At 62.9% G+C, this 23,337-nt stretch carries 22 protein-coding genes and 1 tRNA gene; 7 read left to right on the top strand and 16 right to left on the bottom strand.

Annotation, left to right across the window (positions count from 1 at the left end; translation table 11 throughout):
- Positions 1-22 precede the first annotated feature (22 nt).
- Together CDV46_RS09100 and CDV46_RS09095 are read left to right on the top strand one after the other, a co-directional pair.
- Positions 23-1,114 (top strand): MraY family glycosyltransferase, encoded by a 1,092-nt coding sequence (locus tag CDV46_RS09100; protein WP_087686462.1) that lies wholly within the window; start codon positions 23-25, stop codon positions 1,112-1,114.
- Between the two features lie 118 nt (positions 1,115-1,232).
- Entirely contained in the window at positions 1,233-2,258 is a 1,026-nt protein-coding gene (locus tag CDV46_RS09095; protein ID WP_087686461.1) for a symmetrical bis(5'-nucleosyl)-tetraphosphatase, read from the top strand.
- A gap of 98 nt (positions 2,259-2,356) precedes the next feature.
- Here the strand turns inward: CDV46_RS09095 and CDV46_RS09090 are convergent, their stop codons facing one another.
- The 7 genes from CDV46_RS09090 to CDV46_RS09060 all read right to left on the bottom strand — a co-directional run bounded on the left by CDV46_RS09090 (position 2,357) and on the right by CDV46_RS09060 (position 8,316).
- Positions 2,357-3,187 carry a lysophospholipid acyltransferase family protein gene (locus tag CDV46_RS09090; RefSeq protein WP_087722362.1) on the bottom strand — a complete coding sequence of 277 codons (831 nt, stop codon included), beginning with the start codon at positions 3,185-3,187 and terminating at the stop codon, positions 2,357-2,359.
- Positions 3,188-3,199: 12 nt separating this feature from the next.
- A complete protein-coding gene (locus CDV46_RS09085; RefSeq protein ID WP_087722380.1) occupies positions 3,200-4,504 on the bottom strand; it encodes a dihydroorotase in 1,305 nt (434 codons plus the stop codon).
- Between the two features lie 8 nt (positions 4,505-4,512).
- Positions 4,513-5,490, bottom strand: coding sequence for an aspartate carbamoyltransferase catalytic subunit (locus CDV46_RS09080; protein WP_087722361.1), 978 nt, complete (start codon positions 5,488-5,490; stop codon positions 4,513-4,515).
- 98 nt (positions 5,491-5,588) lie between these two features.
- Positions 5,589-6,017 (bottom strand): Holliday junction resolvase RuvX, encoded by a 429-nt coding sequence (ruvX, locus tag CDV46_RS09075; RefSeq protein WP_087686458.1) that lies wholly within the window; start codon positions 6,015-6,017, stop codon positions 5,589-5,591.
- On the bottom strand, positions 6,014-6,583 hold the full coding sequence (locus tag CDV46_RS09070) for a YqgE/AlgH family protein (protein WP_058376067.1): 570 nt from the start codon (positions 6,581-6,583) through the stop codon (positions 6,014-6,016). The genes ruvX and CDV46_RS09070 overlap by 4 nt, the downstream gene beginning before the upstream one ends.
- 104 nt (positions 6,584-6,687) lie before the next feature.
- Positions 6,688-8,133, bottom strand: coding sequence for a hypothetical protein (locus CDV46_RS09065; RefSeq protein ID WP_087722360.1), 1,446 nt, complete (start codon positions 8,131-8,133; stop codon positions 6,688-6,690).
- A gap of 12 nt (positions 8,134-8,145) precedes the next feature.
- Positions 8,146-8,316, bottom strand: a complete 171-nt coding sequence (locus CDV46_RS09060; protein ID WP_039370930.1) for a rubredoxin — start codon at positions 8,314-8,316, stop codon at positions 8,146-8,148.
- Positions 8,317-8,529: 213 nt separating this feature from the next.
- Between CDV46_RS09060 and thiD the strand changes: the two genes are divergently transcribed.
- Complete coding sequence (gene thiD, locus CDV46_RS09055) at positions 8,530-9,414, top strand: bifunctional hydroxymethylpyrimidine kinase/phosphomethylpyrimidine kinase (RefSeq protein ID WP_087686456.1); 885 nt, start codon at positions 8,530-8,532, stop codon at positions 9,412-9,414.
- 142 nt (positions 9,415-9,556) lie between these two features.
- Here thiD and CDV46_RS09050 read toward each other — a convergent pair whose 3' ends face one another.
- The 8 genes from CDV46_RS09050 to recA all read right to left on the bottom strand — a co-directional run bounded on the left by CDV46_RS09050 (position 9,557) and on the right by recA (position 17,968).
- Positions 9,557-11,356 (bottom strand): PglL family O-oligosaccharyltransferase, encoded by a 1,800-nt coding sequence (locus CDV46_RS09050; protein WP_140413329.1) that lies wholly within the window; start codon positions 11,354-11,356, stop codon positions 9,557-9,559.
- Positions 11,357-11,549: 193 nt separating this feature from the next.
- On the bottom strand, positions 11,550-12,074 hold the full coding sequence (locus CDV46_RS09045) for a pilin (RefSeq protein ID WP_217896725.1): 525 nt from the start codon (positions 12,072-12,074) through the stop codon (positions 11,550-11,552).
- A gap of 180 nt (positions 12,075-12,254) precedes the next feature.
- A complete protein-coding gene (locus tag CDV46_RS09040; protein ID WP_087686454.1) occupies positions 12,255-12,983 on the bottom strand; it encodes a TerC family protein in 729 nt (242 codons plus the stop codon).
- Between the two features lie 125 nt (positions 12,984-13,108).
- Positions 13,109-13,990, bottom strand: a complete 882-nt coding sequence (sucD, locus tag CDV46_RS09035) for a succinate--CoA ligase subunit alpha (RefSeq protein ID WP_058376073.1) — start codon at positions 13,988-13,990, stop codon at positions 13,109-13,111.
- An 81-nt stretch (positions 13,991-14,071) separates the two neighbouring features.
- Positions 14,072-15,238, bottom strand: coding sequence for an ADP-forming succinate--CoA ligase subunit beta (sucC, locus tag CDV46_RS09030; protein ID WP_058376074.1), 1,167 nt, complete (start codon positions 15,236-15,238; stop codon positions 14,072-14,074).
- Positions 15,235-16,107 (bottom strand): DUF2889 domain-containing protein, encoded by an 873-nt coding sequence (locus CDV46_RS09025; RefSeq protein ID WP_441339319.1) that lies wholly within the window; start codon positions 16,105-16,107, stop codon positions 15,235-15,237. The genes sucC and CDV46_RS09025 overlap by 4 nt, the downstream gene beginning before the upstream one ends.
- 123 nt (positions 16,108-16,230) lie before the next feature.
- Entirely contained in the window at positions 16,231-16,776 is a 546-nt protein-coding gene (gene recX / locus CDV46_RS09020) for a recombination regulator RecX (RefSeq protein WP_087722357.1), read from the bottom strand.
- A gap of 127 nt (positions 16,777-16,903) precedes the next feature.
- Complete coding sequence (gene recA, locus CDV46_RS09015; protein ID WP_058376077.1) at positions 16,904-17,968, bottom strand: recombinase RecA; 1,065 nt, start codon at positions 17,966-17,968, stop codon at positions 16,904-16,906.
- 200 nt (positions 17,969-18,168) lie between these two features.
- On the opposite strand from recA, the gene CDV46_RS09010 reads away from it, so the two are divergent.
- The 4 genes from CDV46_RS09010 (at position 18,169) to CDV46_RS08995 (ending at position 22,762) form a co-directional block, all read left to right on the top strand.
- Positions 18,169-18,858, top strand: coding sequence for a response regulator transcription factor (locus CDV46_RS09010; RefSeq protein ID WP_058376078.1), 690 nt, complete (start codon positions 18,169-18,171; stop codon positions 18,856-18,858).
- Between the two features lie 158 nt (positions 18,859-19,016).
- Positions 19,017-20,687: a sensor histidine kinase gene (locus CDV46_RS09005; protein ID WP_087722356.1), complete on the top strand. Its 1,671-nt coding sequence runs from the start codon at positions 19,017-19,019 to the stop codon at positions 20,685-20,687.
- A 171-nt stretch (positions 20,688-20,858) separates the two neighbouring features.
- The gene (locus CDV46_RS09000) at positions 20,859-22,517 is read left to right on the top strand and encodes an MFS transporter (protein WP_087686450.1); all 1,659 of its coding nucleotides are present in this window, start codon (positions 20,859-20,861) and stop codon (positions 22,515-22,517) included.
- A gap of 168 nt (positions 22,518-22,685) precedes the next feature.
- Positions 22,686-22,762 (top strand) — tRNA-Met (locus CDV46_RS08995).
- Between the two features lie 97 nt (positions 22,763-22,859).
- Here the strand turns inward: CDV46_RS08995 and CDV46_RS08990 are convergent.
- Positions 22,860-23,240 carry a TFIIB-type zinc ribbon-containing protein gene (locus tag CDV46_RS08990; RefSeq protein ID WP_087722355.1) on the bottom strand — a complete coding sequence of 127 codons (381 nt, stop codon included), beginning with the start codon at positions 23,238-23,240 and terminating at the stop codon, positions 22,860-22,862.
- Between the last annotated feature and the right edge of the window lie 97 nt (positions 23,241-23,337).

The following is a 23,337-nucleotide window of genomic DNA, read 5'->3' as shown; positions in this document are numbered from 1 at the left end:
TCGCAGGCCATCGGATTGCATCATGCTGAGTCTTGCCATCGCTCTCGTCGTGTCGTTCGTCACGACGCTGCTCATCGTGCGCTACGCGCATGTCCACGCCCGCTTTTCCGGTGACAGCGATGTCGTCGGCGTACAGAAATTCCACGTCCGCCCGGTGCCCCGCATCGGCGGCGTCGGCATTCTGGCCGGCCTGATCGTGGCGGCCACAGCCCTCGCCTTCCCCTACCCCAAAGTCGCGCGCGACATTCTGATGCTCGTGGCCTGCGGCCTGCCGGCGTTTCTCGGCGGCTTTGTCGAAGACCTGACCAAGAAGGTCACGCCGACGGTGCGGCTGGTCTGCACCATGTTCGCCGCCCTGCTCGCGTGGCTGTTGCTCGACATTCGCATCACGCGCATCGACATCGGTTTTGCCGATAGGGCGCTGCTGCTTGCCGCGGTGTCGGTGCCGCTCACGGTGCTGTGCGTGGCCGGCATGGCCAATGCGGTCAACATCATCGATGGGTTCAACGGGCTCGCCGCCATGGTCGCCATGATCATGTTCGCCTCGCTCGGATATGTCGGATTTCAGGTGCAGGACCCCATTGTGCTCACCACCTCGATGATCATGGTCGGGGCCATTCTGGGATTCTTTATCTTCAACTTCCCCGGCGGCCTGATCTTCCTCGGCGATGGCGGGGCCTATTTCGTCGGCTTCATGCTGGCCGAAATCGCCATCCTGCTGGTGATGCGCAACCCGCAGGTCTCGCCGTGGTATCCCGCACTGATGGTGATTTACCCGGCGTTCGAGGTCTGTTTCTCGATCTATCGCAAGCGCTTCGTGCGCGGCATCTCGCCCGGCATTCCCGATGGCGTGCACCTGCACATGCTCGTGTACAAGCGGCTGATGCGCTGGGCCGTTGGCGTGCGCACTGCGAGTGCCCTCACGCAACGCAATTCCTTGACCTCCCCGTACCTGTGGCTGTTATGCTTGCTGGCAGTGATCCCGGCGACTGTCTTCTGGCGACACAGCCTGGTGCTCGCACTTTGCTGCGTCGCCTTCATGGTGACGTATGTCTGGCTGTACCTGCGCATCGTCCGCTTCAAGGCACCCCGCTGGCTGATCTACAAAAAATGAAAGACCACGGGGGGCGACGCACTTCGGTAAGCCACTGACTGGTGAACCACTGAAGTGCTCGGCCGCGGCACACGGAATCCCCCTGTTCGGGACAACAAGACAAGACAGCGCCACCGCGATGCGTGACATCTATGCCATCGGCGACCTTCAGGGTTGCCAAACGTCGTTTGAAGAACTTCTTGCCCTTTTGCCGGAAGACGCCGATCTATGGCTGGCCGGCGATCTCATCAATCGCGGCCCCCGTTCCCTCGACACGCTCCGTCAGGTCATCGCCCTCGGCGATCGCGTAAGTGTCGTCCTCGGCAACCACGACCTGCACCTGCTGGCGGTTGCCGCCGGCGTGCGGCAGGCGCACGGCAGCGATACGCTCGACGATATTCTCAACGCCCCCGATCGCGACGCACTCATCGACTGGGTGCGCCATCGTCCGCTCGCACACTTCGCCCACGGCCACCTGATGGTGCACGCCGGCGTATTGCCGCAGTGGGACGCCGAGCAAGTCATCACGCTCGCACGCGACGTGGAAAGCCAGTTGCGTGGCCCGGACTGGCAGGCGTTTCTCTCGCGCATGTTCGGCAATCAGCCGGATCAGTGGCGCGAAGGTCTGACCGACGACGACCGTCGACGCCTCACGATCAATGCGCTCACGCGGCTGCGCTTTTGCACCGCCGATGGCCGCATCGACTTCAAGCTCAAGGAAGGTGCCGACGCCGCCACGGACGACCTCAAGCCGTGGTTCGAGGCGCCGAATCGACGGACCGCCGATATCACCGTCGTGTTCGGTCACTGGTCGGCACTCGGTCTGGTGATGCGTGAGCATGTGCTCGGGCTCGACACCGGCTGCGTGTGGGGTGGACAGCTGACGGCGGTGAAACTGGCCGACTCGCCGGCACAACGCGACCTGATTCAGATCGACTGCCCGCAGGTGCGTGATCCGTTCGGCTCCGCCGATGGCAAGAAGCGCGGCAAGATCAAGAAGGCCGAGAAGGCCGAAGATGCGTTCAAGGCCGCCAAGGAAGAAAAGCTTGGCAAGTCCGTGCGCAAGCTCGAGAAGATCGGCAAGAGCGCAGCGAAGAGTTCGAAGGCCGAGAAGGTGGACAAGAACGACAAGCCTGAGAAGGCGGCAAAGCGCAAGGAAGCCTGACCACTTTATCGCCGCGCCGAACAAGCGCATCGCCGATACAAGAACGGCGCCGTGATTACGGCGCCGTTTTCATTTGTGATCCCGGGAGAGATCCCGAATCAGACCTGCACGGCCTGCGTGGTGTCGCCCTCTTCATCGCCCACGGCCGCCTCACGCGACCCGACCGAGCCGCTCTGCGGCAGCACCGCTTCCGGCAAGTACCCCTGCAACTGATCGCCCACCGCCTTCTGTGCGGCGAGTGCGACGTCGCGTCGATGTTGTCCGTCCTGCGGGTACTGCGGCTCGCCCACTGCCAGACGCACCGTCATCGGCGGCGCACGCAGAATCATGTCGATGGACTCGATCAGTGTCATCTCGCCGATGTACGCCGGTGCCATCGTGTGACGCCCGCTGGCGGCATCTGTGTAGAACAGACACAGCGGCTGCACGGGCTTGCCGGTGCTGACAGGGGCTTGCAACAGATTGGCGTGGAACGGCAGGAGGCTTCTGCCGTCCGTGGTCGTGCCTTCCGGAAACACCGTGATGATGTCGCCGTCGCGCAAACATTCCGACAGGTAATGCATGATGCGGCGCGCATCGGCACGGCGTTCGCGTTGCAGGAAGATCGTGCGCGTCTGCACGCACAGCCAGCCCACCAGCGGCCAGTGACGAATCTCGGCTTTCGCCACGAAGCGCACCGGTTGCCACGCGTTGATCGCGAAGATGTCGATCCACGAGACGTGGTTGCACAACAGCATCACACCGCTCTCGGGGAGCGGCCCGCGTTGTTCGACTTCGAGTTGCATGCCGCACAGTCTCAGCAGCTTTTGCGACCATGCACGAATGCGGCGATGCCGGCCCGCTTCCGACAGGAACGGGAATAGCATCAGCGCGGTCAGCAGGCCGCGCGCGAGGTGCAGGCCCAGACGGAGTTTTTTGATCAACAACACGGCAATCGCGTCCTAAACGGCAAGGGTTTCATACGCCACGTGGCCGCCGACCAGTGTGAGACGTACGCGTCCCGGCAATTCATAGCCGAGGAACGGGGTGTTGTGTCCCGCACTGCGCAGCAGCGCCGGCGAAACTGTCCAATAGGTGGAAGGCTCGAACACGCAGAGATCGGCCGGCAGGCCAACGGCAAGCTTACCTGCCCCGGCCGCCTCGTCGCTCGTTTTGCTTGGGATGCCCAAACTGCGCAGACCGTCCAGATGCTGTGCGGGTCCGTGGGTGACGCGCGCCAACGCGTCGATCAGCGGCACCCGGGCTTCATCGGCCCACTTCAATACCAGCGACAACAGCAATTCCAGCCCCGTCGCCCCCGGTGCTGCCTCGGCAAACGGCACGAGCCGGGCATCGGCAGCAAGCGGGGTGTGGTCGGAACAGATGGCATCGATCGTCCCGTCGCGGGCCGCATCGCGAATCACCTCGCGATCGCGCTGGCCGCGCAACGGCGGGTCGAGCCGGTACTGGGCATCAAAATAACCGATGTCCATGTCGGTGAGATGGAGGTGATGCGCCGCGACGTCGCACGTGACAGGCAAGCCCTCGGCCTTGGCCGCACGCACCAGCGCGACGCCCGCAGCCGACGACAAGCGGCACAAATGCACCCGTGTGCCCGTGACACGCACCAGTTCGAGAATGGTGTGCAGCGCGATCGTCTCGGCGGCCACAGGAATTCCCGCCAGCCCAAGACGCGACGCCACTGCGCCACTGGCGGCCACACCCCCGGCGGCGAGTGCGGCATCCTGCGGGCGCAACCAGACGGTCAACCCGAAAGTGCCCGCGTATTGCAGCGCGCGCAGCAGCGTGCGGTTGTCCGCGATCGGTGCATTGGCCTGCGACAAACCGATACAACCCGCTGCACTCAACTGGGCCATTTCGGTGAGTTCCCGTCCGGCGAGTCCGACGGTGAGTGCGCCGAGTGGATGCACTTGCGCGTGGTGCATGGCACGCGCGCGATGCTGGAGCATTTCGACCAGATCGGGCGCGTCGAGCACCGGATCGGCATCGGGCGTACAGACAACGCGCGTCACGCCACCGGCTAATGCCGCCGCCGCTTCGCTGGCCGCCGTCATCTTGCGGGCCGCCAGATCGATCAGCCCCGGCGCCACGACAAGGCGTGAGACGTCAATCGTTCGATCGACGGTGAAGCCATCCGGCGCGCTGGCCAAGCCGGCAATCTTGCCGTCCGCGATGAATACGTCCTGGACCCGGTCGGTGCGGGTGGCGGGGTCGATGACGCGGCCACCCTTCAGATGCAGTTTCATGGGCGCGCTCATCCGTGGTTTCCGGCGACGATGCTCATCACCGCCATGCGCACGGCAATGCCGAACGACACTTGTTCGAGAATGACGGACTGCGGGCCGTCCGCCACCCGTGAATCGATTTCCACGCCACGATTCATCGGCCCCGGATGCATGACGATGGCGTCCGGCTTGGCCAGGGCCAGCCGCTCGGGGGTGAGGCCGTAGTATTTGAAGTACTCGCTCGCCGACGGCAGCAGTGCACCGTTCATCCGCTCGTTCTGCAAACGCAGCATGATGATGACGTCCACGTCGCGCAGCCCTTCATCCATGTCGTGGAACACGCGCACGCCGAGTTGTTCGAGCCCGGTCGGCAGCAGCGTACGCGGCCCGATGGCGCGGACTTCCGGCACGCCGAGCGTGGTGAGTGCGTGAATATCGGAGCGCGCGACCCGCGAGTGCAGGATGTCGCCGACGATGGCCACCGTCAGGTTGTTGAAATCACCCTTGTGGTGGCGAATCGTGTACATGTCGAGCAGCCCCTGCGTGGGGTGCGCATGACGCCCGTCGCCCGCGTTGATGACGTGCACGTGCGGTGCGCAATGCTCGGCGATCAGGTAGGGGGCACCCGACTGTGCATGCCGCACGACGAACAGGTCCGCATGCATCGCCGAGAGGTTGCCGATGGTGTCGAGCAGGGTTTCGCCCTTGCTCGTCGACGACGCGTTGATATTCAGATTCAACACGTCGGCAGACAGTCGCGCAGCCGCGATCTCGAACGTCGTGCGCGTACGTGTGGAGTTCTCGAAGAACAAATTGAAAACGGACTTGCCGCTCAGCAGCGGCGCTTTCTTCACGTCGCCGTCGTTCAGACTGACGAACTGTGTGGCCGTGTCGAGAATATGAGTGAGAACGGCGCGCGGCAGGCCTTCGACCGTGAGCAAATGCTTCAACTCGCCGTTGCGAGTCAGTTGCGGGTGGCCGCGCCGGCCGAGCATTCCATTAGCCATGCGGCGTCTCCGGGGCGGCGGCCCGTTGCTGGGGGGCTTCGCCCGATCGGGGCGATCCGGGTGGTTGGTGCGATCCGGAACACGCCTGCGGCGCGGCGTCAGGCAGGCACATGCTCGTCGAAGTACTGCTGGAGAATGATGCGGGCGGCTTCAGCGTCGAGGGAGGTCTTTTGTGAGACCTTGACGCCGGCTTCGGCGAGTGCGGCGGCCGCGGCCACCGACGAATATCGCTCGTCGACCCACACCACGGGAACATCGAAACGCCCATTGACCTGATTGCCGAAGCGCTTGGCCTGCTGGGTCATTTCATGCGGCGTGCCATCGGGATGACAAGGCAGGCCGACGACGATCAGCTCGGGCTGCCATTCGGCAACGAGCTTGCCGACTTCGGCAAAACGGACTTCACGATTGAGATTGGCGAGAACGGTGAGTGCACGGGCTTCTCGCAGCAGCAGATTGCCGATCGCCACACCGATACGACGCTCGCCGTAATCGAAGGCGAGCACCGTGGCGCTGCCAGCCGTCATGCGTGGCCAGCGTCGGCGGAGAGCATCGACGACGATACCCCCAGCAACGCGAGTGCAGCGTCAAAACGCTCGGCCGGCGGAACATCGAACACGATGCCGGGATCGGCGGCCACGGTCAGCCACCCGTTGCGGCTGATTTCGTCTTCCAGTTGCCCCGCGCTCCAGCCCGAATGACCGAGCGTGAGCAGGAAGCGGCTCGGACCGTCGCCATTCGCCACGGCTTCGAGCACATCCTTGGAGGTGGTCATTTCGAGACCGCCCGGCACTGACAGCGACGAGCTGTACGGCGTGCCGGTCGCTTCGTGCAGCACGAAGCCGCGCTCGGTCTGCACCGGGCCGCCGAAGAACACCGGCTGATGCGCCAACGGGTCGATTTCGAGCTTGAGGTCGAGCCGTTCGAACAGCGATTGCAGGTCGATATCGGTCGGACGATTGATCACCAGTCCGATCGCGCCGCGCTCGCTGTGCTCGCACATGTACACGACCGTTCCGGAAAACGTCGGATCGGCCATGCCCGGCATGGCGATGAGGAACTGGTTCGTGAGATTGATACGGTCGTTCGGCATAGGGCCAAAGTAGTTTCGCGGACGGTTTGCGGTCTTACCGCATCGTGCTACGGCCATCGGCCACCTTGTTCGGCCACCTTAGGCAGCCTTTGCTGCCGACTTTATCACGGAACGTCGCGCCCGGTGACGAGCCGCTGTCCGAATACACTCGCATCCAGCGCCCGCTCCCGCCACATTGCCATCTCGGCAATCAGGTCGGGACGCGGCTCCGGGTAAGCGTCTGCGGCGAACTGGTGAAGCATGCCACGCAACGCCTTGACGGTCATGGCCAGTGCCGCCGGGCCGCCCGGCTCGGCCGGTGGCGACGCCGCCAGACGCTCGCCCGTCGCCGACACGGCAGCAGCCAGCCGGGCGACCGGCGCCAGACCGATCGCCGACGCATAGTCGGCAACACGCCCCGCCACGGCAGGGTCGTTCAGATTCGGCAAGGCTTCGTCGGCAAGACTCAGGAAGGTCTGGCAGACGTCATGGCGCACCGCAATCGGACCGATGCGCAGCCAGTCGCGCGAACTCGTGCCCGCGCCCTGCTTCTGCGCGGCTTCGACGGCGTCGGCCAACGATGCGGGCAAGTTGCCACCACTGCGCAGCACGCCGAAATCGGCCAACAACGTGTTCAGCCAGCTATCCGGTGCCTGCGCCTGCCACGTCGCCAGCGCTTCGAGCAAGTCGTGACCCGGAATGACGTCGGCTTGTGATTTGGTGGCCGATGCAGCGCCTGCTGTGCCTGTTGCACTCGTTGCGGCCGTGCCGGCTTGTCCCGGTGCCGCAGGCGCTGCCGACAGGTTCTGCGCGGAAATACCGGTGGTCGTCTGACCCGGCTCGGTCGGCCGCGTCAGTTGGCGCCGCAGCGCCATGTTCATTCGCCCGATCTGGCGCTTGTCGGCCAGACTCAGCGGGGCACGGGCAAAACGCAGCCATGCGGCAGCGAGACGCCAGTAATCGAGCGGCGCGGTCGCCCCGGCACGGTGCAGGTCAGCGGCCAGATCGGCCAGTTGTGCGAGGGCTGCCGTGGTGTCGGTCGCATCGGCGTCGGGACGCAGCAGACGCAACAACACGCGTTCGACATCGGCACGCAGGGGCGCGGTCCCCGCCGGCAAGCCATGCAGACGCGGCGTGGCGACGGCCCAGCCGGTCATGCGCAGTTCGCCGGGGGTCGGTGAACCCGGCCAGTCGGGGGTTACAGCGGGTGTAGTCGATACCGCCGGTGTAGAGGGTGCAGCACCGGCCTGCCAGATCTCGCGCTCGAACTGGCGCAGCGCATTGCGCATGGCGTCCTGACTGCCCGGCTGACCGTAGGCCGTCTCGGCAATCGCTTGCACGAGCCGTTCGCCATGGAGTGCCCAGTCGGCATGACCGCTGGTCTGCAACAAACGATTGGCACGCCGTAACGGTCCGAGCGCCGCCGCCGGACCGTTCGACCACGCGTCGGAGGCTTCGGTCAACGCCTCGGCGACGTCGGGCAGACGCCATAGCGGGGCGTCACGCGTCTCGCGTGTCGCAGGACCAGACGTGCTTGCAGGGGTGTCGAGGGGCGTTTGCGGAGTCACCATGGGCCATCGGCCTCAGATCTGCACCATCTCGAAGTCTTCCTTGCGCGCACCGCACTCAGGGCAGGTCCAGTTGATGGGCACGTCGTCCCAGCGCGTGCCGGGGGCAATGCCTTCGTCGGGCAAACCTGCCTCTTCGTCATAAATCCAGCCGCAAATGAGGCACATCCAGCTCTTGTATTCCATTCTTTCTTAAGCGACTAGCGTTCCGTTACAATGGCTTGTCAACCGCTTCGGGCCCCGGCGACAGACTTGTCGAACGGTGATGTGGGGGACCTGCCGATGCATTGCCCGGCGGGTGCTGCCCACGACGCTTGCAAGCGCTCCGAAGCGGGCATTTAAGGCGTGATGGTACCAACGAACCCAAGCCCTGACCAGATCGCCGTCTATCCTGCCCCCATGCAAACTGAATCCCCTCCCATTCTGCTGACCTTCGGGCTTTCCGATCCCACCTCGGCCACCGGCATTCAGGCCGACCTGCTCACGTTCGCGAGCATGGGCGGCTACGGCGTGTCGGTGCTCACCGGTTATTCATCGCAAGACTCACGCGCCTGCGTGGACGTGCAGCCGGTCGACCCGGACTGGATCGTCGATCAGGCACGCATGCTGCTCGAAGACATGCCGGTGGCCGCGTTCAAGGTCGGCAGTACCATCAATGCCGAGAACGTCGCCGCCATCGCCGAAATCGTCGCCGACTATGACGAGACGCCACTGGTGGTGGCACCGGACTTCGGTCTGGCCGGCGAACACCTGCTGTCGGCCGATGAACTGCGCGAAGCCACCGCCAGCCTGCTGGTGCCGCAGGCGAGCGTGCTGGTGGTGAGCCCGGCGAGCACCATCGCGCTGGCACAGACGGTCAGCGAGAACGAAAACGTGTCGATGGAGGAAGCCGTGAGCATCCTGCTCGAACACGGCTGCGAGTTCATTCTGGTGAGCGACAGCAACGCGCCGCAATTCACCCACACGTTGTATTCGGACGATGGCGTGGTGCGCGAAGACACGTGGGACCGCCCGCCGCATAACGTGGCCGGTGCCATGGATACGCTCGCGGCGGCAGTGGCTGCGATGCTCGCCAATGGTCTGGCCATGCCCGAGGCCGTGCGAGAAGCACAGGAGTACTTGCAACAAGTGCTCGAGAATGCGTTCCGTCCGGGGATGGGACGGCATTTCCCCGATCGCTTCTTCTGGGCACGAAACGACGAGAACGAGGACGATCCGGTGGCGGATTCCCCGGATATCGCCGTGCCTCCTGCGGCCGCGCCGGAAGAAGGCGACAAGGCCTGACGCCAGGCCAGACACGAGACCCGCCCCAAGGCTTGGCACCGTAGGCTCGGAGACCGAATGCCCGCCAACGGGCCTTCCAAAAGAAAACGCCCGCAATGTGAATTGCGGGCGTTTCTATTTGCGGCACCGACGACGGTGACGTTCAGGACATCCGTTTGGCAGCCGACGCCGGCGACGTCATGGCCTCGTCGTCATCCGGGTCTCCCTTCGGGCGCCCCCACTTATCGATGACACGCTTGGTGAACGGCTTCAGATCGTCGCCCTGCGCGCGCAGCAAGCGAATCAACGCGGCGTACTGACCGTCGAATATCTGCATGTTGTAGTTTTTCAGACGCTGCACGTCTTCCAGCGCCTCGTCGTCGCGCCCCGCGAGGGCGAGCAGCACAATGTAACGCTTGATCATCGTCGGCCCGGCACCCAGCGCCAGCGCTTCGCGATGCGACGCCAGTTTTTCGTCGAGCTGATCGCGATTGAGGTACAACGCGCCGGTCACGGCGTAGTCGCCATATGGTGCGAAGAACAACGCCGGGTCCGTGCGATATGTGTCGATCTTGCCCGCACGGTAAGCCACTTCCACACGCTGGTAGTCGGCGATCAACCACGGAATCGCCACGCAGGCGAACAGTACGATCACGCCGTTGATGGCCCCGGTCGCGGTCGGCGACACGCCATTGATGGCCTTCGTATCGCAAAAGCCCAGCAGGAACAGCGCGGGGAGCAGGAAGAACGCGTAATGCTGCGGATACTCGAGCATCGCGTGCACGGCAAGCATGCCCAGCAAGATGAACGCGAACGCAATCGGTGCCGACTTGATGGCGCGCACCGCGCGGGCGAACCAGAACAGCAACGGCACGAGCACCAGCAACGTGCCGACGAGACCGATTTTCGCGAGCAAATCGAGCAGCGCATTGTGGGCGTTGTCCGCCATTTCGACGGGGCCGAGTTTGTCGACCAACGCGAACTGCGCGTCGATGTAATTCGACCACCCCGCACCGAAGAGCCAATGCTCCCGGAAAATCGCAAAGCCGTATTCCCACAGGTTCAGCCGCCCCGCGACCTGCCCGGCCTGCTGCATCCGCGCCACCGCACTGCCGTCGAGTTGCAGGCCCCATGCCACATTGGCCCAGCCGACGAACATCGTCATCAGGCCCAGCAGCGGGAGGATGGCCAGAGGCGCGAACCAACGCATCGGACGGCGCATGTTGTGCGGCGAATCGACGCGCTCATTCCAGACGAGCCACAGACCGAAGGCCGACAGCAAGGCCAGTTGCAGCCACGGCGTGCGCGAGCCCGTGAAACAGATACCGATATCGAACGCCGCCCACACCGGCAGCAACAGCCACACCGGCAACTTGCGGTGATACCAGAGATAGAACGCACCGGCACTCGCGAGCGACAGGTACGTTGCCAGATGATTCGGCTGATACATATTGCCGAACAGGCGCCGCGCCACGCTGACCGTGTACTTCGCGACCAGCCACGGCACATGCGCTTCGAGATGGAAGGCCTGCACCACCTGCGCACCGAACGCGTACAGGCCACCGACGGTGAGGGCCGCCGCACTCAAGCGCATCAGCGCGCCGCGCCAGCCCAATTGCGCAAGCCAGTACCCCGAACTCACCGCCACGATCATGGCCACGCCGTAGAGCAGCGCGGTCATCATCAGTTGCGGCAACTCGGTCGCCATCGTCGCGCGCTGGACGAGAATGACCGCGATGAACATCAGCGGCATCCACGTAATTCGCGGCAGTTGCAGCAAACGCGAATCGCGCCGCAACACGGCCACCATCGACAACACGCCGAGGGCGGCAAACAGCGAGAACGTCAGCGCCTCCGAATAGAACGTCGAGATCGGATACGTGTGTTTGACAAAGTTGTAGGGCAACGCCCAGATCGCGGCCAGCGTGAGCCCGATCATCGAAAGAAGCAGAGGTGGAAACAAGGTCGCCGCCGTGCAGTACACCGGTTGAAAGATGCGCAAGCATAACGAAAAACGGTCGCCGGAGGGGCGACCATTTCATGCGAGAGACCAATCTCGGCCTCTCGTTCCGATGCGCAAACCATGCGGCGGATAACGGACGGTTTCCATCCCCCGTCCCTCACCCCCGCACACACCATTCGCTACCCGGGCAGACTCAGCCCTTCGCAGCTTCCGCCGTTGCACCCCGGCACTCAGGCGGCGCGACCTTGGCCGACAGCGTGGCACCGCTCGGGGCGCCGTCGCGGCCTTGCGCGTAGCACGTCCACACGATCTGCCCTTCCGGCGCTTTGCCGCTGTCCAGGACCTTCGGCTTGCCGTCGGGACCGGTCTGCATCGGCACCAGCACCAGCGTGCCGTCGCCGGCGCGCTGCGTGTAGGCGATGCTGACGTTGCCCGTGCCGCCATCGATATTGACCGAGTTGACGTTATCCGTCGCACTCGGCACCTGCCAGCCGCTGTTGAACGGCGCGCCGTGCATGGCGTTCTCGGCCACGAGCGCCTTGGCGGCAGCCGCCGACCCGAGACCCTCGACGACGCGCGCACGCACCAGATAATTTTGCAGATACGGGACACCTGCCGTGACCAGCACACCGATGATCGCCAGCACGATCATCAGCTCGATCAGGGTGAAGCCCCGGGACTTGGCGATACCGGTGGTCCGGTGGCCGAAACGACGCATTGTGTAACTCCCAGCGATAGCATTGAAAACGAAACGGATGCGCCATTCCAGGCTTGGAACGGCGCTCGTCGGGGGGAAGTGGGCGGAGTATGCCATAGCCCCCGCGCCGAGAACCCTGCCGCAGATCAAAATCGGGCGGGGCTGTATGGGTGATGAGAAATCACCCGGTAATGGACCGGATTATTCCGAAGAGGTTGCACGCAATTGACGCGCCTCGCTGCGACGCCGGAGTATCAACCCGACACCGACCACCAGCAACGCCCCGATACCCGACGCAATGTAGTGCGTGTATTCGGCCGCGGCGCCCGGCAGATGCAGCCAGGGGCCGATGCCCGGGTCGGTCACGATCAGGTTGCCGGCAATCCAGCCGAGCAGCGCCGCGCCGGCCATCACGATGATGGGGAAGCGATCGAGCGCCTTCAACACCAGTTGCGAGCCCCAGACGATGAGCGGAATGCTCACGAGCAGCCCGAAGATCACGAGCGGCAACTGGTGGTGGTCGGCGGCCCCTTCGGCGGCGCCGGCAATGGCGATCACGTTGTCGATGCTCATCACCAGATCGGCGACGATGATCGTCTTGACCGCGGTCCAGAGCTTGTCGGCAGGCTTCACGCTGTCGTGAGCGTCGTGGTCGGGCACGAGCAGCTTCGTGCCGATCCAGAGCAGCGCCAGGCCGCCCAATGCCTTCAGATAGGGCACGGCGAGCAGCGTCACGGCGAACGCGATCAGGATCACGCGCAAGACAATGGCGCCGACGGTGCCCCACATGATGCCCTGCAAACGTTGCTTGGCCGGCAGATTACGGCACGCGAGCGCGATCACCACGGCATTGTCGCCACCCAGCAGGATGTCGATCATGATGATTTGCAGCACGGCTGCCCAGTTCAGCTCAGCGAAAAACGCCAGCATGGCAAGAAATCCTTGATGTGAAACCCATAGCAAAAAAGGGAGCCCGATAGTTCAGGCTCCCTTTCTAGTGACTCATCGCAATGGCGACCGGTTCCGGCAGCCGCAACGGAGTCAACCGGCGGTAATTACAGCACCGACTTGAGCAGGCGGCCCATTTCCGACGGGTTCTTGGTCACCTTGATACCGCAGGCGTCCATGATGGCCAGCTTGGCTTCGGCCGTATCGGCACCGCCGGAGATCAGCGCGCCGGCGTGGCCCATGCGCTTGCCCGGAGGCGCCGTCACGCCTGCGATGAAGCCGACGACCGGCTTCTTCATGTTGCCCTTGATCCACTCAGCAGCCGTAGCTTCGTCCGGACCACCGATTTCACCGATCATGATCACGGCGTCCGTATCCGGATCGTCGTTGAACATCTGCATGACGTCGATGTGCTTCAGACCGTTGATCGGGTCGCCACCGATACCGACGGCGGTCGACTGGCCCAGACCCAGGGCAGTCAGTTGGCCGACAGCTTCGTACGTCAGGGTGCCCGAGCGCGACACGACGCCGATGCGGCCCTTCTTGTGGATGTGACCCGGCATGATGCCGATCTTCAGTTCGTCCGGCGTGATCACGCCCGGGCAGTTCGGGCCGAGCAGCAGGGTCTTGCGACCTTCGCGGCGCATACGGTCCTTCACTTCGATCATGTCACGAACGGGGATGCCTTCCGTGATACAGATCGCCAGGTCCAGATCGGCTTCGACGGCTTCCCAGATCGCGGCAGCAGCGCCTGCGGGCGGGACGTAGATCACCGAAACGGTGGCGCCGGTTTGTTGCTTGGCGTCCTTGACCGAACCGAAAATGGGGATGCCCTCGAAGTCCTCACCGGCCTTCTTCGGGTTCACGCCTGCGACGAACGCGTTCTTGCCGTTCGCGTATTCGCGGCACATGCGGGTGTGGAACTGGCCAGTCTTGCCAGTAATACCCTGGGTGATGACCTTGGTATCTTTGTTGATCAGAATCGACATTGCTTGATTTCCTTCATCCGGTTGCCGGGCAGCGTTCGCACAACCCCTGAGGCGGTGCGCCGCTGCGGCTTAGACAGTTAGTTAGTTGCCTTTGGCAGCTGCAACAACCTTCTGGGCAGCTTCTTCCATGCTGTCTGCGGCGATGATCGGCAGGCCGGATTCGGCGAGCATCTTCTTGCCCAGGTCTTCGTTCGTGCCCTTCATGCGCACGACCAGCGGCACCTTCAGCGAAACGGCCTTCGATGCAGCGATCACGCCTTCGGCGATCACGTCGCAGCGCATGATGCCGCCGAAGATGTTGACCAGGATCGCGGTCAGGTTCGGGTTCTTCAGCATGATCTTGAACGCTTCGGTCACCTTCTCCGTCGTGGCCCCACCGCCCACGTCCAGGAAGTTGGCCGGCTCGCCGCCGAACAGCTTGATGGTGTCCATCGTGGCCATGGCCAGACCGGCACCGTTCACCAGACAGCCGATGTTGCCGTCGAGCGAGATGTAGGCCAGATCGAACTTCGAGGCTTCGACTTCAGCCGGATCTTCTTCGTCCAGATCGCGGTACGCGACGATTTCCGGGTGACGGAACAGGGCGTTCGAATCGAAGTTGAACTTGGCGTCCAGTGCCGTGACCGTGCCGTTGCTCGACACGTTCAGCGGGTTGATTTCGGCCAGCGATGCGTCGGTTTCCCAGAAGGCCTTGTACAGACCTTGCAGGATCGCGCGGGCTTGCGGGATCGAAGCGTCGGGGACGCTGATCTTCTTGGCGAAGTCGTCGGCTTGCGCGTCGGTCAGACCGGCCGACGGATCGATGACAACGTGGTGAATCAGTTCCGGATGCTTTTCGGCAACTTCTTCGATGTCCATGCCGCCTTCGCTCGAACCCATCATCACGATCTTCTGCGTGACGCGGTCAACCACGAGGCTGACGTACAGTTCGTTATTGATGTCCGCGCCTTCTTCGATATACAGGCGGTTGACCTTTTGGCCTTCCGGACCGGTCTGGTGCGTGACCAGTTGCATACCGAGGATCTGGTTGGCGTACTCGCGCACTTGCTCGAGCGACTTGGCCACCTTCACGCCACCGCCCTTACCGCGACCGCCTGCGTGAATCTGGGCCTTGACCACCCAAACCGGACCGCCGAGTTCTTCGGCTGCCTTCACGGCCTCATCCACGGAATAAGCCGGAATGCCGCGGGGCACCGCGACTCCGAATTTCCGGAGGATTTCCTTGCCTTGATACTCATGAATCTTCATGCGTGATTCCCTTCTTGCTGAGTTGGAAGTTTGGGTTCGAGCTTGCGAGTCGAGGCACCATCGCGCACCGCTTCGGTAGTGGCGGGCGTCGTGGGCTCGTTCGCTCGATCGTTTGCGCGGCCGTTGAACCAGCGCGGGTAAAACCGGCGCACTGCCTCGCCATCAAACCGCAAGGCGTGACAATGTCCGAGTTGGAAAGGAGGCACCGTGTTTTCGGTGTCATTGGCCGCAGTGTCCGGTGTATGGATGACAACACCGGCGAAGGCCTGAATCGCTGCCGTGGGCAGGACACTACAAAGTTCGGTCAGATGCGTACAGCCTGCCGCGCCGGCGAGTCGCTCGCGCACACCATGGCGGAAGCCGCGGCGCAGGTTAAGACCGATCAACTGACGGTATTCGGGGCCGATCTGATCGCAAATGCCAGGATATGGCACCCAGTCAGAGACGGCTTCGGCGTCATGCACCTCGAAATCTTCGTCGATCGTCAAGCGTAGCCACAGCTCGTGGATCGGCGTGCCCTCCTTGCGAAGGCCCGTTGCCAATGCAAAATCCCGATCTTTGTGATCGGTCAGACGGGCTTCGATGTCCCATAGGCCATCCTCACGCGAATACGCTTCGACAGCGATCGTGCGGCGGTGACGCAGGGTACGAGGGGCGGGCTCAGAGAGCGGCATGCGAGAGTGTGCAATGCATGAACGCAGAAAGACCTTGATTCTAGCATAGGCCACGAAGTCTTCTGCCGCAGTGCAGCAGACGCCCGCTGCATAAGGCTCGATTACCCGACCCATCGGTCGGGTTATGCGAATTTCGAGGTCGCGGCGAGCATGGTGCGACGCCACAACCCGATAAGCGCGCAACCAAGGTGTCATGCGAGTTGCCGTGCCGCGTCATACGTCACGTGACGTGCCTCGCAAGCCCTCACGAACGGCGCACATTGCCGATGAATGGCCGCCTATTCATGAGAAACATTTTTTGCGCTCGCCGGATGCGGCTCAGTCGTCGTCCGGGAATTCGTCGGCGCCCCGTACGATTTTGCTGATAACGGTACGCGAAAAGCCACGCGATGCGAGAAAGCGCATCTGCTTGGCGCGCGCCTCGGGGGTGGTGGCAACTTCGCCGAACTTGCGTTGCCAGACGGCACGCGCGCGGGACAACTCAGTCTCGCGCAATTGCTCGGCCAGCGCGGAGACGGTGTCCGGGTCGACCTGATGTTGTTTGAGTTCGCCGACGATGCGCGACGTACCGAGCCGCGACGACCGGCGGTGCACCACACTTTCCGCAAACCGCTCGTTGGACAACCAGCGTTCGGCCTCAAGCGTGTCGAGCAGACGATCCAGTGCTTCGGGGTCCTCGGCATCGGCGTACGGCATCAGCTTGCGGCGCAATTCCGCACGGCTGTATTCCCGACGCGACAGATAGCCCATGGCGCGGCCTTTGAGACTGAGCACCGGTTTTCGCGAGCGCTTGACCGCCACCGCGTCGTCACCCGGCGGAGGCGGCGGATCTTGCGAGTTGCGGGGAGGACGTCGATTGATCATGAAGAGAGCGCGCGGATAGGACTAGAACGAGACCAAAACGAGACCAGAACGGCAAAAGCAAAACGACAAACAAAAACGGCAACGCGACGCCTATCAGCGTCGCGTTGCCGTATTGACTCGGGGGTCATCAGACCTCGTCGTCTGCTTCGATCTCGCCGGTCTCGTTGATCGCCGTCACGCCGAGCGATGCACGCACCTTGTTTTCGATCTCGTGGCCGATGTCAGGATTTTCACGCAGGAATTCGCGCGCGTTGTCCTTACCTTGGCCGATCTTCTCGCCGTTGTAGCTATACCAGGCGCCCGACTTCTCGACGATCTTCGCGGTCACGCCCAGATCGATGATTTCGCCTTCGCGCGAGATGCCCTGACCGTACAAGATGTCGAAGATGGCTTCGCGGAACGGCGGCGCCACTTTGTTCTTGACGACCTTCACGCGGGTTTCGTTACCAACGACTTCGTCGCCCTTCTTGATCGAACCGATACGGCGGATGTCCAGACGCACCGAGGCGTAGAACTTCAGCGCGTTACCGCCCGTCGTCGTTTCCGGGTTACCGAACATCACGCCGATCTTCATCCGGATCTGGTTGATGAAGATGACCGTGCAGTTCGTCCGCTTGATCGTGCCGGTGAGCTTGCGCAGCGCCTGCGACATCAGACGGGCTTGCAGGCCCGGCAGCGAGTCGCCCATTTCGCCTTCGATTTCGGCCTTCGGCACCAGGGCCGCCACCGAGTCGATCACGATGAGGTCGATCGAGCCCGAACGCACCAGCGCGTCGGCGATTTCCAATGCTTGTTCACCGGTGTCCGGCTGCGAAATCAGCAGTTCCGGGACCGATACGCCCAGCTTGCTGGCGTAGCCGACGTCGAGGGCGTGTTCTGCGTCGATGAACGCGCAGGTACCGCCGATCTTTTGCATTTCCGCCACGACTTGCAGCGTGAGCGTCGTCTTGCCCGACGATTCCGGGCCGTAGATTTCGATCACACGGCCGCGCGGCAGGCCACCGACGCCGAGCGCGATGTCCAGACCCAGCGAGCCGGTCGAGACGACCTGGATGTCAGCTTCGACCTCGCTGTCGCCCAGACGCATGATCGAGCCCTTGCCGAATTGCTTTTCGATCTGCGCGAGGGCAGCGGCGAGCGCCTTGCCCTTCTCGGCCGACAGATTGGCAGACCCTTTCTTGCTTTCTTCCATGAATCGTCCTTTGATATGATGAGCGAGACGGCTCGAGTGAGGCGTGAATGCCAGCACTGTATAAAAAACAGTGCTTTTGGCAAGTGCCTGTTGTCCGAAAGCGCCGAAACGACAAAAAAAGCCGCGAACCACGCGCCGCAACATCACAGGAGACACGCCGCAGCCGTCAGGCTCCGGTGCCTAACAAGCCTATCACGCCCATGCGAATTCTCATCGCAGAGGATGACAGCATTCTGGCTGACGCCCTGACCCGCTCGCTGCGTCAGGGAGGCTACGCCGTCGATCACGTCAAAACCGGGCTCGAAGCCGACTCCGCGCTGTCCGCCCAGACGTTCGATCTGCTGATTCTCGATCTTGGTTTGCCCCGCCTGCCTGGCCACGAAGTCCTGCGCCGGTTGCGCGCACGAAATTCCCATTTGCCTGTATTGATCCTGACCGCGTCGGACAGCGTCGATGCGCGCGTGAAAGGGCTCGATCTCGGCGCCGACGACTATATGGCGAAGCCGTTTGCGCTCGCCGAACTCGAAGCGCGCGTGCGAGCGCTTACGCGACGCGGCGCGGGCGGCGGCTCGACCGTGATCCGGCACGGCCCGCTCAGTTTCGATCAGGTCGGGCGCACTGCCTATATTCATGAGCAGATGCTGGATCTGTCGGCGCGCGAGCTCGAACTGCTCGAAGTGCTGCTGCTGCGCACCGGCCGGCTCGTCTCGAAGGAGCAGCTCGTCGACCATCTGTGCGGCTGGGGCGAAGAGGTGAGCAACAACGCCATCGAGGTGTACATGCACCGGCTGCGCAAGAAGATCGAGCCGAGTGGCGTGCGCATTGCGACGATCCGCGGACTGGGCTACTGTCTGGAAAAACCCGCCACCGCGCCTGCCAATGCGGCGTGATGGGGTGCGACGCGGGGGTGTGACGCGATCTGCCCCACGGGATGCCACCCGGACGACGGCCGCAGATCAAGTGAACCCGGCGTGATGACCGCCAAGCGTCACCGGCCGGACACCAGCGCCTTCAGAGACGCAAGGCCCGCCAGAAATTCCGAGGTTTTATGCGCCTGAGTCTTCGTCATCATCGCGATGCCAACACGGCGAACACGGCGGGCGGCTCTCGGCCGTCGCGTTCGTCAAGTTCGTCAAGTTCGTCAAGTTCGGCATACGACGACGCCTTCCCGCCCGACATCGAAGAACCGTCGCTCGACTCGGCCGACAGCACCGACCCGTTCGACCCTTACGCCGATCCCTTCACGCGCCCCGGCTTCGGCGCGCCGCTCGAGCGCGAAGCCGAGCCCCCGCCCCGCTCGCTGTTCGGCGAGATTCTCGACTGGATGCTCGCGCCGCTGCTGCTGCTCTGGCCGATGAGCATTGCGGTGACGTATCTCGTCGCCAAGTCGATTGCCAACGGCCCCTTTGATCGCGCCCTCGAAACCAACACTTACGTGCTTGCCCAGCAGGTCCATACCGATCGCGGACAAGTCACGTTGACGCTGCCCATGCCCGCGCGCGATCTACTGCGCGCCGACGCGACCGACAGCGTCTACTTTCAGGTACTTGGCGCGAAGGGCGAACTCGTAGCCGGCACCGCCGACTTGCCGCTGCCTCATGAAGACGACCGCCCGCAGCCGGGTGTCGTGCAATTTCGCGACGAAACCCTCGGTGGCAACGACATTCGCGTAGCGTTCACTTATGTCGATCTGCCGCGTCTCGAACCGAAAGGCGGCATGGCGCTCGTTCAAGTGGCCGAGACACTCGACAAGCGCAGCCAACTGGCGAACGAAATCATCAAGGGCGTGATCCTGCCGCAGTTCGTCATCCTGCCGCTGGCCATCGTGCTTGTCTGGTTCGGGCTGTCGCGCGGCCTCGCCCCGTTGCATGCGTTGCAGGAACACATTCGCGCTCGGCGTCCCGACGATCTCTCGCCACTCGAAGCCCGGCAAGCGCCGCCGGAGATTGCCCCGCTCGTGAATTCGCTGAACGATCTGCTGGGGCGGCTTGAGACAAACATGAAGCTCCAGCAGCGCTTCATCGCCGACGCCGCCCATCAATTGAAGACGCCGCTCGCGGGGCTGCGCATGCAAGCCGAGCTGGCGTTGCGGCAAACATCGCCCGACGAATTGCGCCGCTCGCTCTCGCAGATCGCCGTGAGTTCCGAGCAGGCAGCACGCCTCGTCAATCAGTTGCTGGCACTGGCCCGCGCAGAAAACAGCGCGAACGATGCGGCCGCGTTCACGCCGGTCAATCTCAGCGTGCTGGCACGCAATGCGATGCAGGACTGGTTTCAGGCCGCATTCGCCAAGCGCATCGATCTGGGCTTCGAGGAGCCGCCGTTCCCCGTGCAACTGTCGGGCCAGCCCGTGATGCTGCGCGAGTTGCTCAACAACCTGATCGACAACGCGATTCGCTACACACCGGCGGGCGGCAAGGTCACCGTGCGGCTGCGTCATGAAGCGTCGGATGGCTTCGTGCATCTGGAAGTCGAAGACACCGGGCCGGGCATTCCGGCGGCGGAGCGGCCGCGCGTGTTCGAGCGCTTCTATCGCATTCTCGGCAGCGACAGCGACGGCAGCGGACTGGGGCTCGCGATCGTGCGCGAGATCGTGCAGATCCATCGTGGCGATGTGAATGTGCTCGACCATGTCGACGCACAGCATCCCGAAGCAACGGGCACATTGATACGCGTCACCCTGCCCCTTGGGGACCCTATCGAAAACCCGGATGCCTGACGAAAATGCGTCCAAAACCGTCAATTTCGGGGCAAAGACGAGGGTAAGTCCCTAGCAACGTAAGCTTCGAGTCAGTTTGGCGTCAGACGGCGGTAAGGTTGCACTCCAATAATCAGTTGCAACGGCCCGGGCACGACCCAGGGGCGTGCTTACATTACAGGAGACAACCGCATGGCTACTGCAACGACAGCCACTACGCATGCGCCGATGACCAAAGAGGAACGCAAGGTCATCTTCGCGTCGTCGCTGGGCACGGTGTTCGAGTGGTACGACTTTTATCTGGCCGGTTCGCTGGCCGCCTTCATCAGCCGGCACTTTTTCTCGGGCATCAACCCGACTGCGGCATTCATCTTTACGCTGCTGTCGTTTGCAGCAGGCTTCGCGGTGCGTCCGTTTGGCGCCATCGTGTTCGGCCGCATCGGTGACATGGTCGGCCGCAAATATACGTTCCTCGTGACCATCACGTTGATGGGTCTGTCCACGCTGGTCGTCGGCTTGCTGCCGGGCTACACGTCGTGGGGCATTGCCGCGCCGGTGATCTTCATCGCGATGCGTCTGTTGCAGGGCCTGGCTCTCGGCGGCGAATACGGTGGTGCTGCCACGTATGTGGCCGAGCATGCCCCGCACGGTCGTCGTGGCTTCTACACGTCGTGGATTCAGACGACGGCCACGCTCGGTCTGTTCCTCTCGCTGCTGGTCATTCTCGGCACGCGTATGGTGATGGGCGAAGAAGCGTTCGGTGAGTGGGGCTGGCGCATTCCGTTCGTGCTGTCGATCGTGCTGCTGCTGATCTCGCTGTGGATTCGCCTGCAACTGAGCGAATCGCCGGCGTTCCAGCGCATGAAGGCTGAGGGCAAGGGCTCGAAGGCACCGCTCAAGGAATCGTTCGGTGAGTGGAAGAACCTGAAGATCGTGATTCTGGCGCTGGTCGGCTTGACCGCGGGTCAGGCAGTCGTGTGGTACACGGGCCAGTTCTATTCGCTGTTCTTCATGACACAGGTGCTCAAGGTCGACGGCAACACCGCCAACATCATGGTGGCGTTGGGTCTGTTGATCGGCAGCCCGTTCTTCGTGTTCTTCGGCGCGTTGTCGGACAAGATTGGCCGCAAGCCGATCATCATGGCCGGCTGCCTGCTCGCGGCACTGCTGTACTTCCCGATCTTCAAGGCACTGACGCACTACGCCAACCCGGCGCTGGAAGCGGCAACGGCACGTTCGCCGATCACGGTGATCGCCGATCCGAACGAGTGCTCGTTCCAGTTCAACCCGGTGGGTACGTCGAAGTTCACCAGTTCGTGCGATATCGCGAAGAGCTATCTGTCGCGCGCAGGTTTGAACTATGAGAACCAGGCGGCACCGGCGGGCACGATGACGACGGTGAAGATTGGCGACAAGGTGATCCAGTCGGTGGACGGCAAGGCAGCGGACGCGAAGGACAAGACCAAGGCGTTCGAGACCGACATGTCGTCGACGCTCAAGGCGGATGGTTATCCGCCGAAGGCTGATCCGGCGCAGATGAACAAGCCGATGGTCGTGATTCTGCTTGCGATTCTGGTGATCTTCGTGACGATGGTGTACGGCCCGATTGCGGCGATGCTGGTCGAGATGTTCCCGACGCGCATTCGCTACACGTCGATGTCGCTGCCGTATCACATTGGTAACGGCTGGTTCGGCGGCTTCCTGCCGGCAACCGCGTTCGCCATCGTGGCGGCCAAGGGCAATATCTACTCCGGCCTGTGGTACCCGATCGTCATCGCGCTGATCACGTTCGTCATCGGCATGCTCTTCATCAAGGAGACGAAGGACGTCGATATCTACGCCAACGACTAACGGCGTGACCTGCCAGACAGGTTGAATGGATCGTCAACGCCGGTGCCTTCGGGTACCGGCGTTGTCTTTTTGTGCGACGGGAGGCGATGAGGGCTGAGGCGGTTATTTTCATCTTCTCGTAAAAACCTGTTGACAGCCCAAGGTGGCCTTCATATAATCTTTTTCTACGGCGAATTAGCTCAGTTGGTTAGAGCGACGGAATCATAATCCGCAGGTCCGGGGTTCGAGTCCCTGATTCGCCACCAGATGTAAAAAGCCGCTGTTCCGAAAGGATCAGCGGCTTTTTCTTCGTCTGCGCATGTGCGAGTGCGCTGTCTGCGATTACCTCACTTCCCCTCCGTATCAATCAAAGTCGAACATCTCAAACAGCGACTTCTTTTTTCTTGGCTGATCGTAGTGGCGGCGGCGGTCGTCGTGACCGTAGTGGGCGTCGCGGCGCTGTTCGCCGTTATGGCCGAAGCCGTGGCTCTGGCTCTCCTTGCGATACTCGCGCTCGATGTGCTGGCCGCGCTCGTCGCTATCCCGACGCTCGCCTCTGTCCCCTCGATCGCCGTTGCGGGTCAGATGCGCCGGCATTGTCGCGCTCCCGTCCGTGCGCTCGATCAGCTTGTCCAGCTCGCCACGGTCCAGCCACACGCCTCGGCAGATCGGGCAGTAATCGATCTCCACTCCCTGACGCTCCGTCATCAACAGATCCGGGGTACTGCACACAGGACATTTCATCGTTTCGCTCCGTCACGTAAAAGACAACGTCCTCAATGTATCGGTCAGCGGCATCCCGAAAAACCTGCATTTCCATTCAATCAACTTCGTAAAAAGC

The sequence above is a fragment of the Pandoraea sp. PE-S2T-3 genome (assembly GCF_002179965.1).
In the GTDB taxonomy this organism is placed as follows: domain Bacteria; phylum Pseudomonadota; class Gammaproteobacteria; order Burkholderiales; family Burkholderiaceae; genus Pandoraea.
This window is presented reverse-complemented; position numbering and strand designations above follow the sequence as displayed.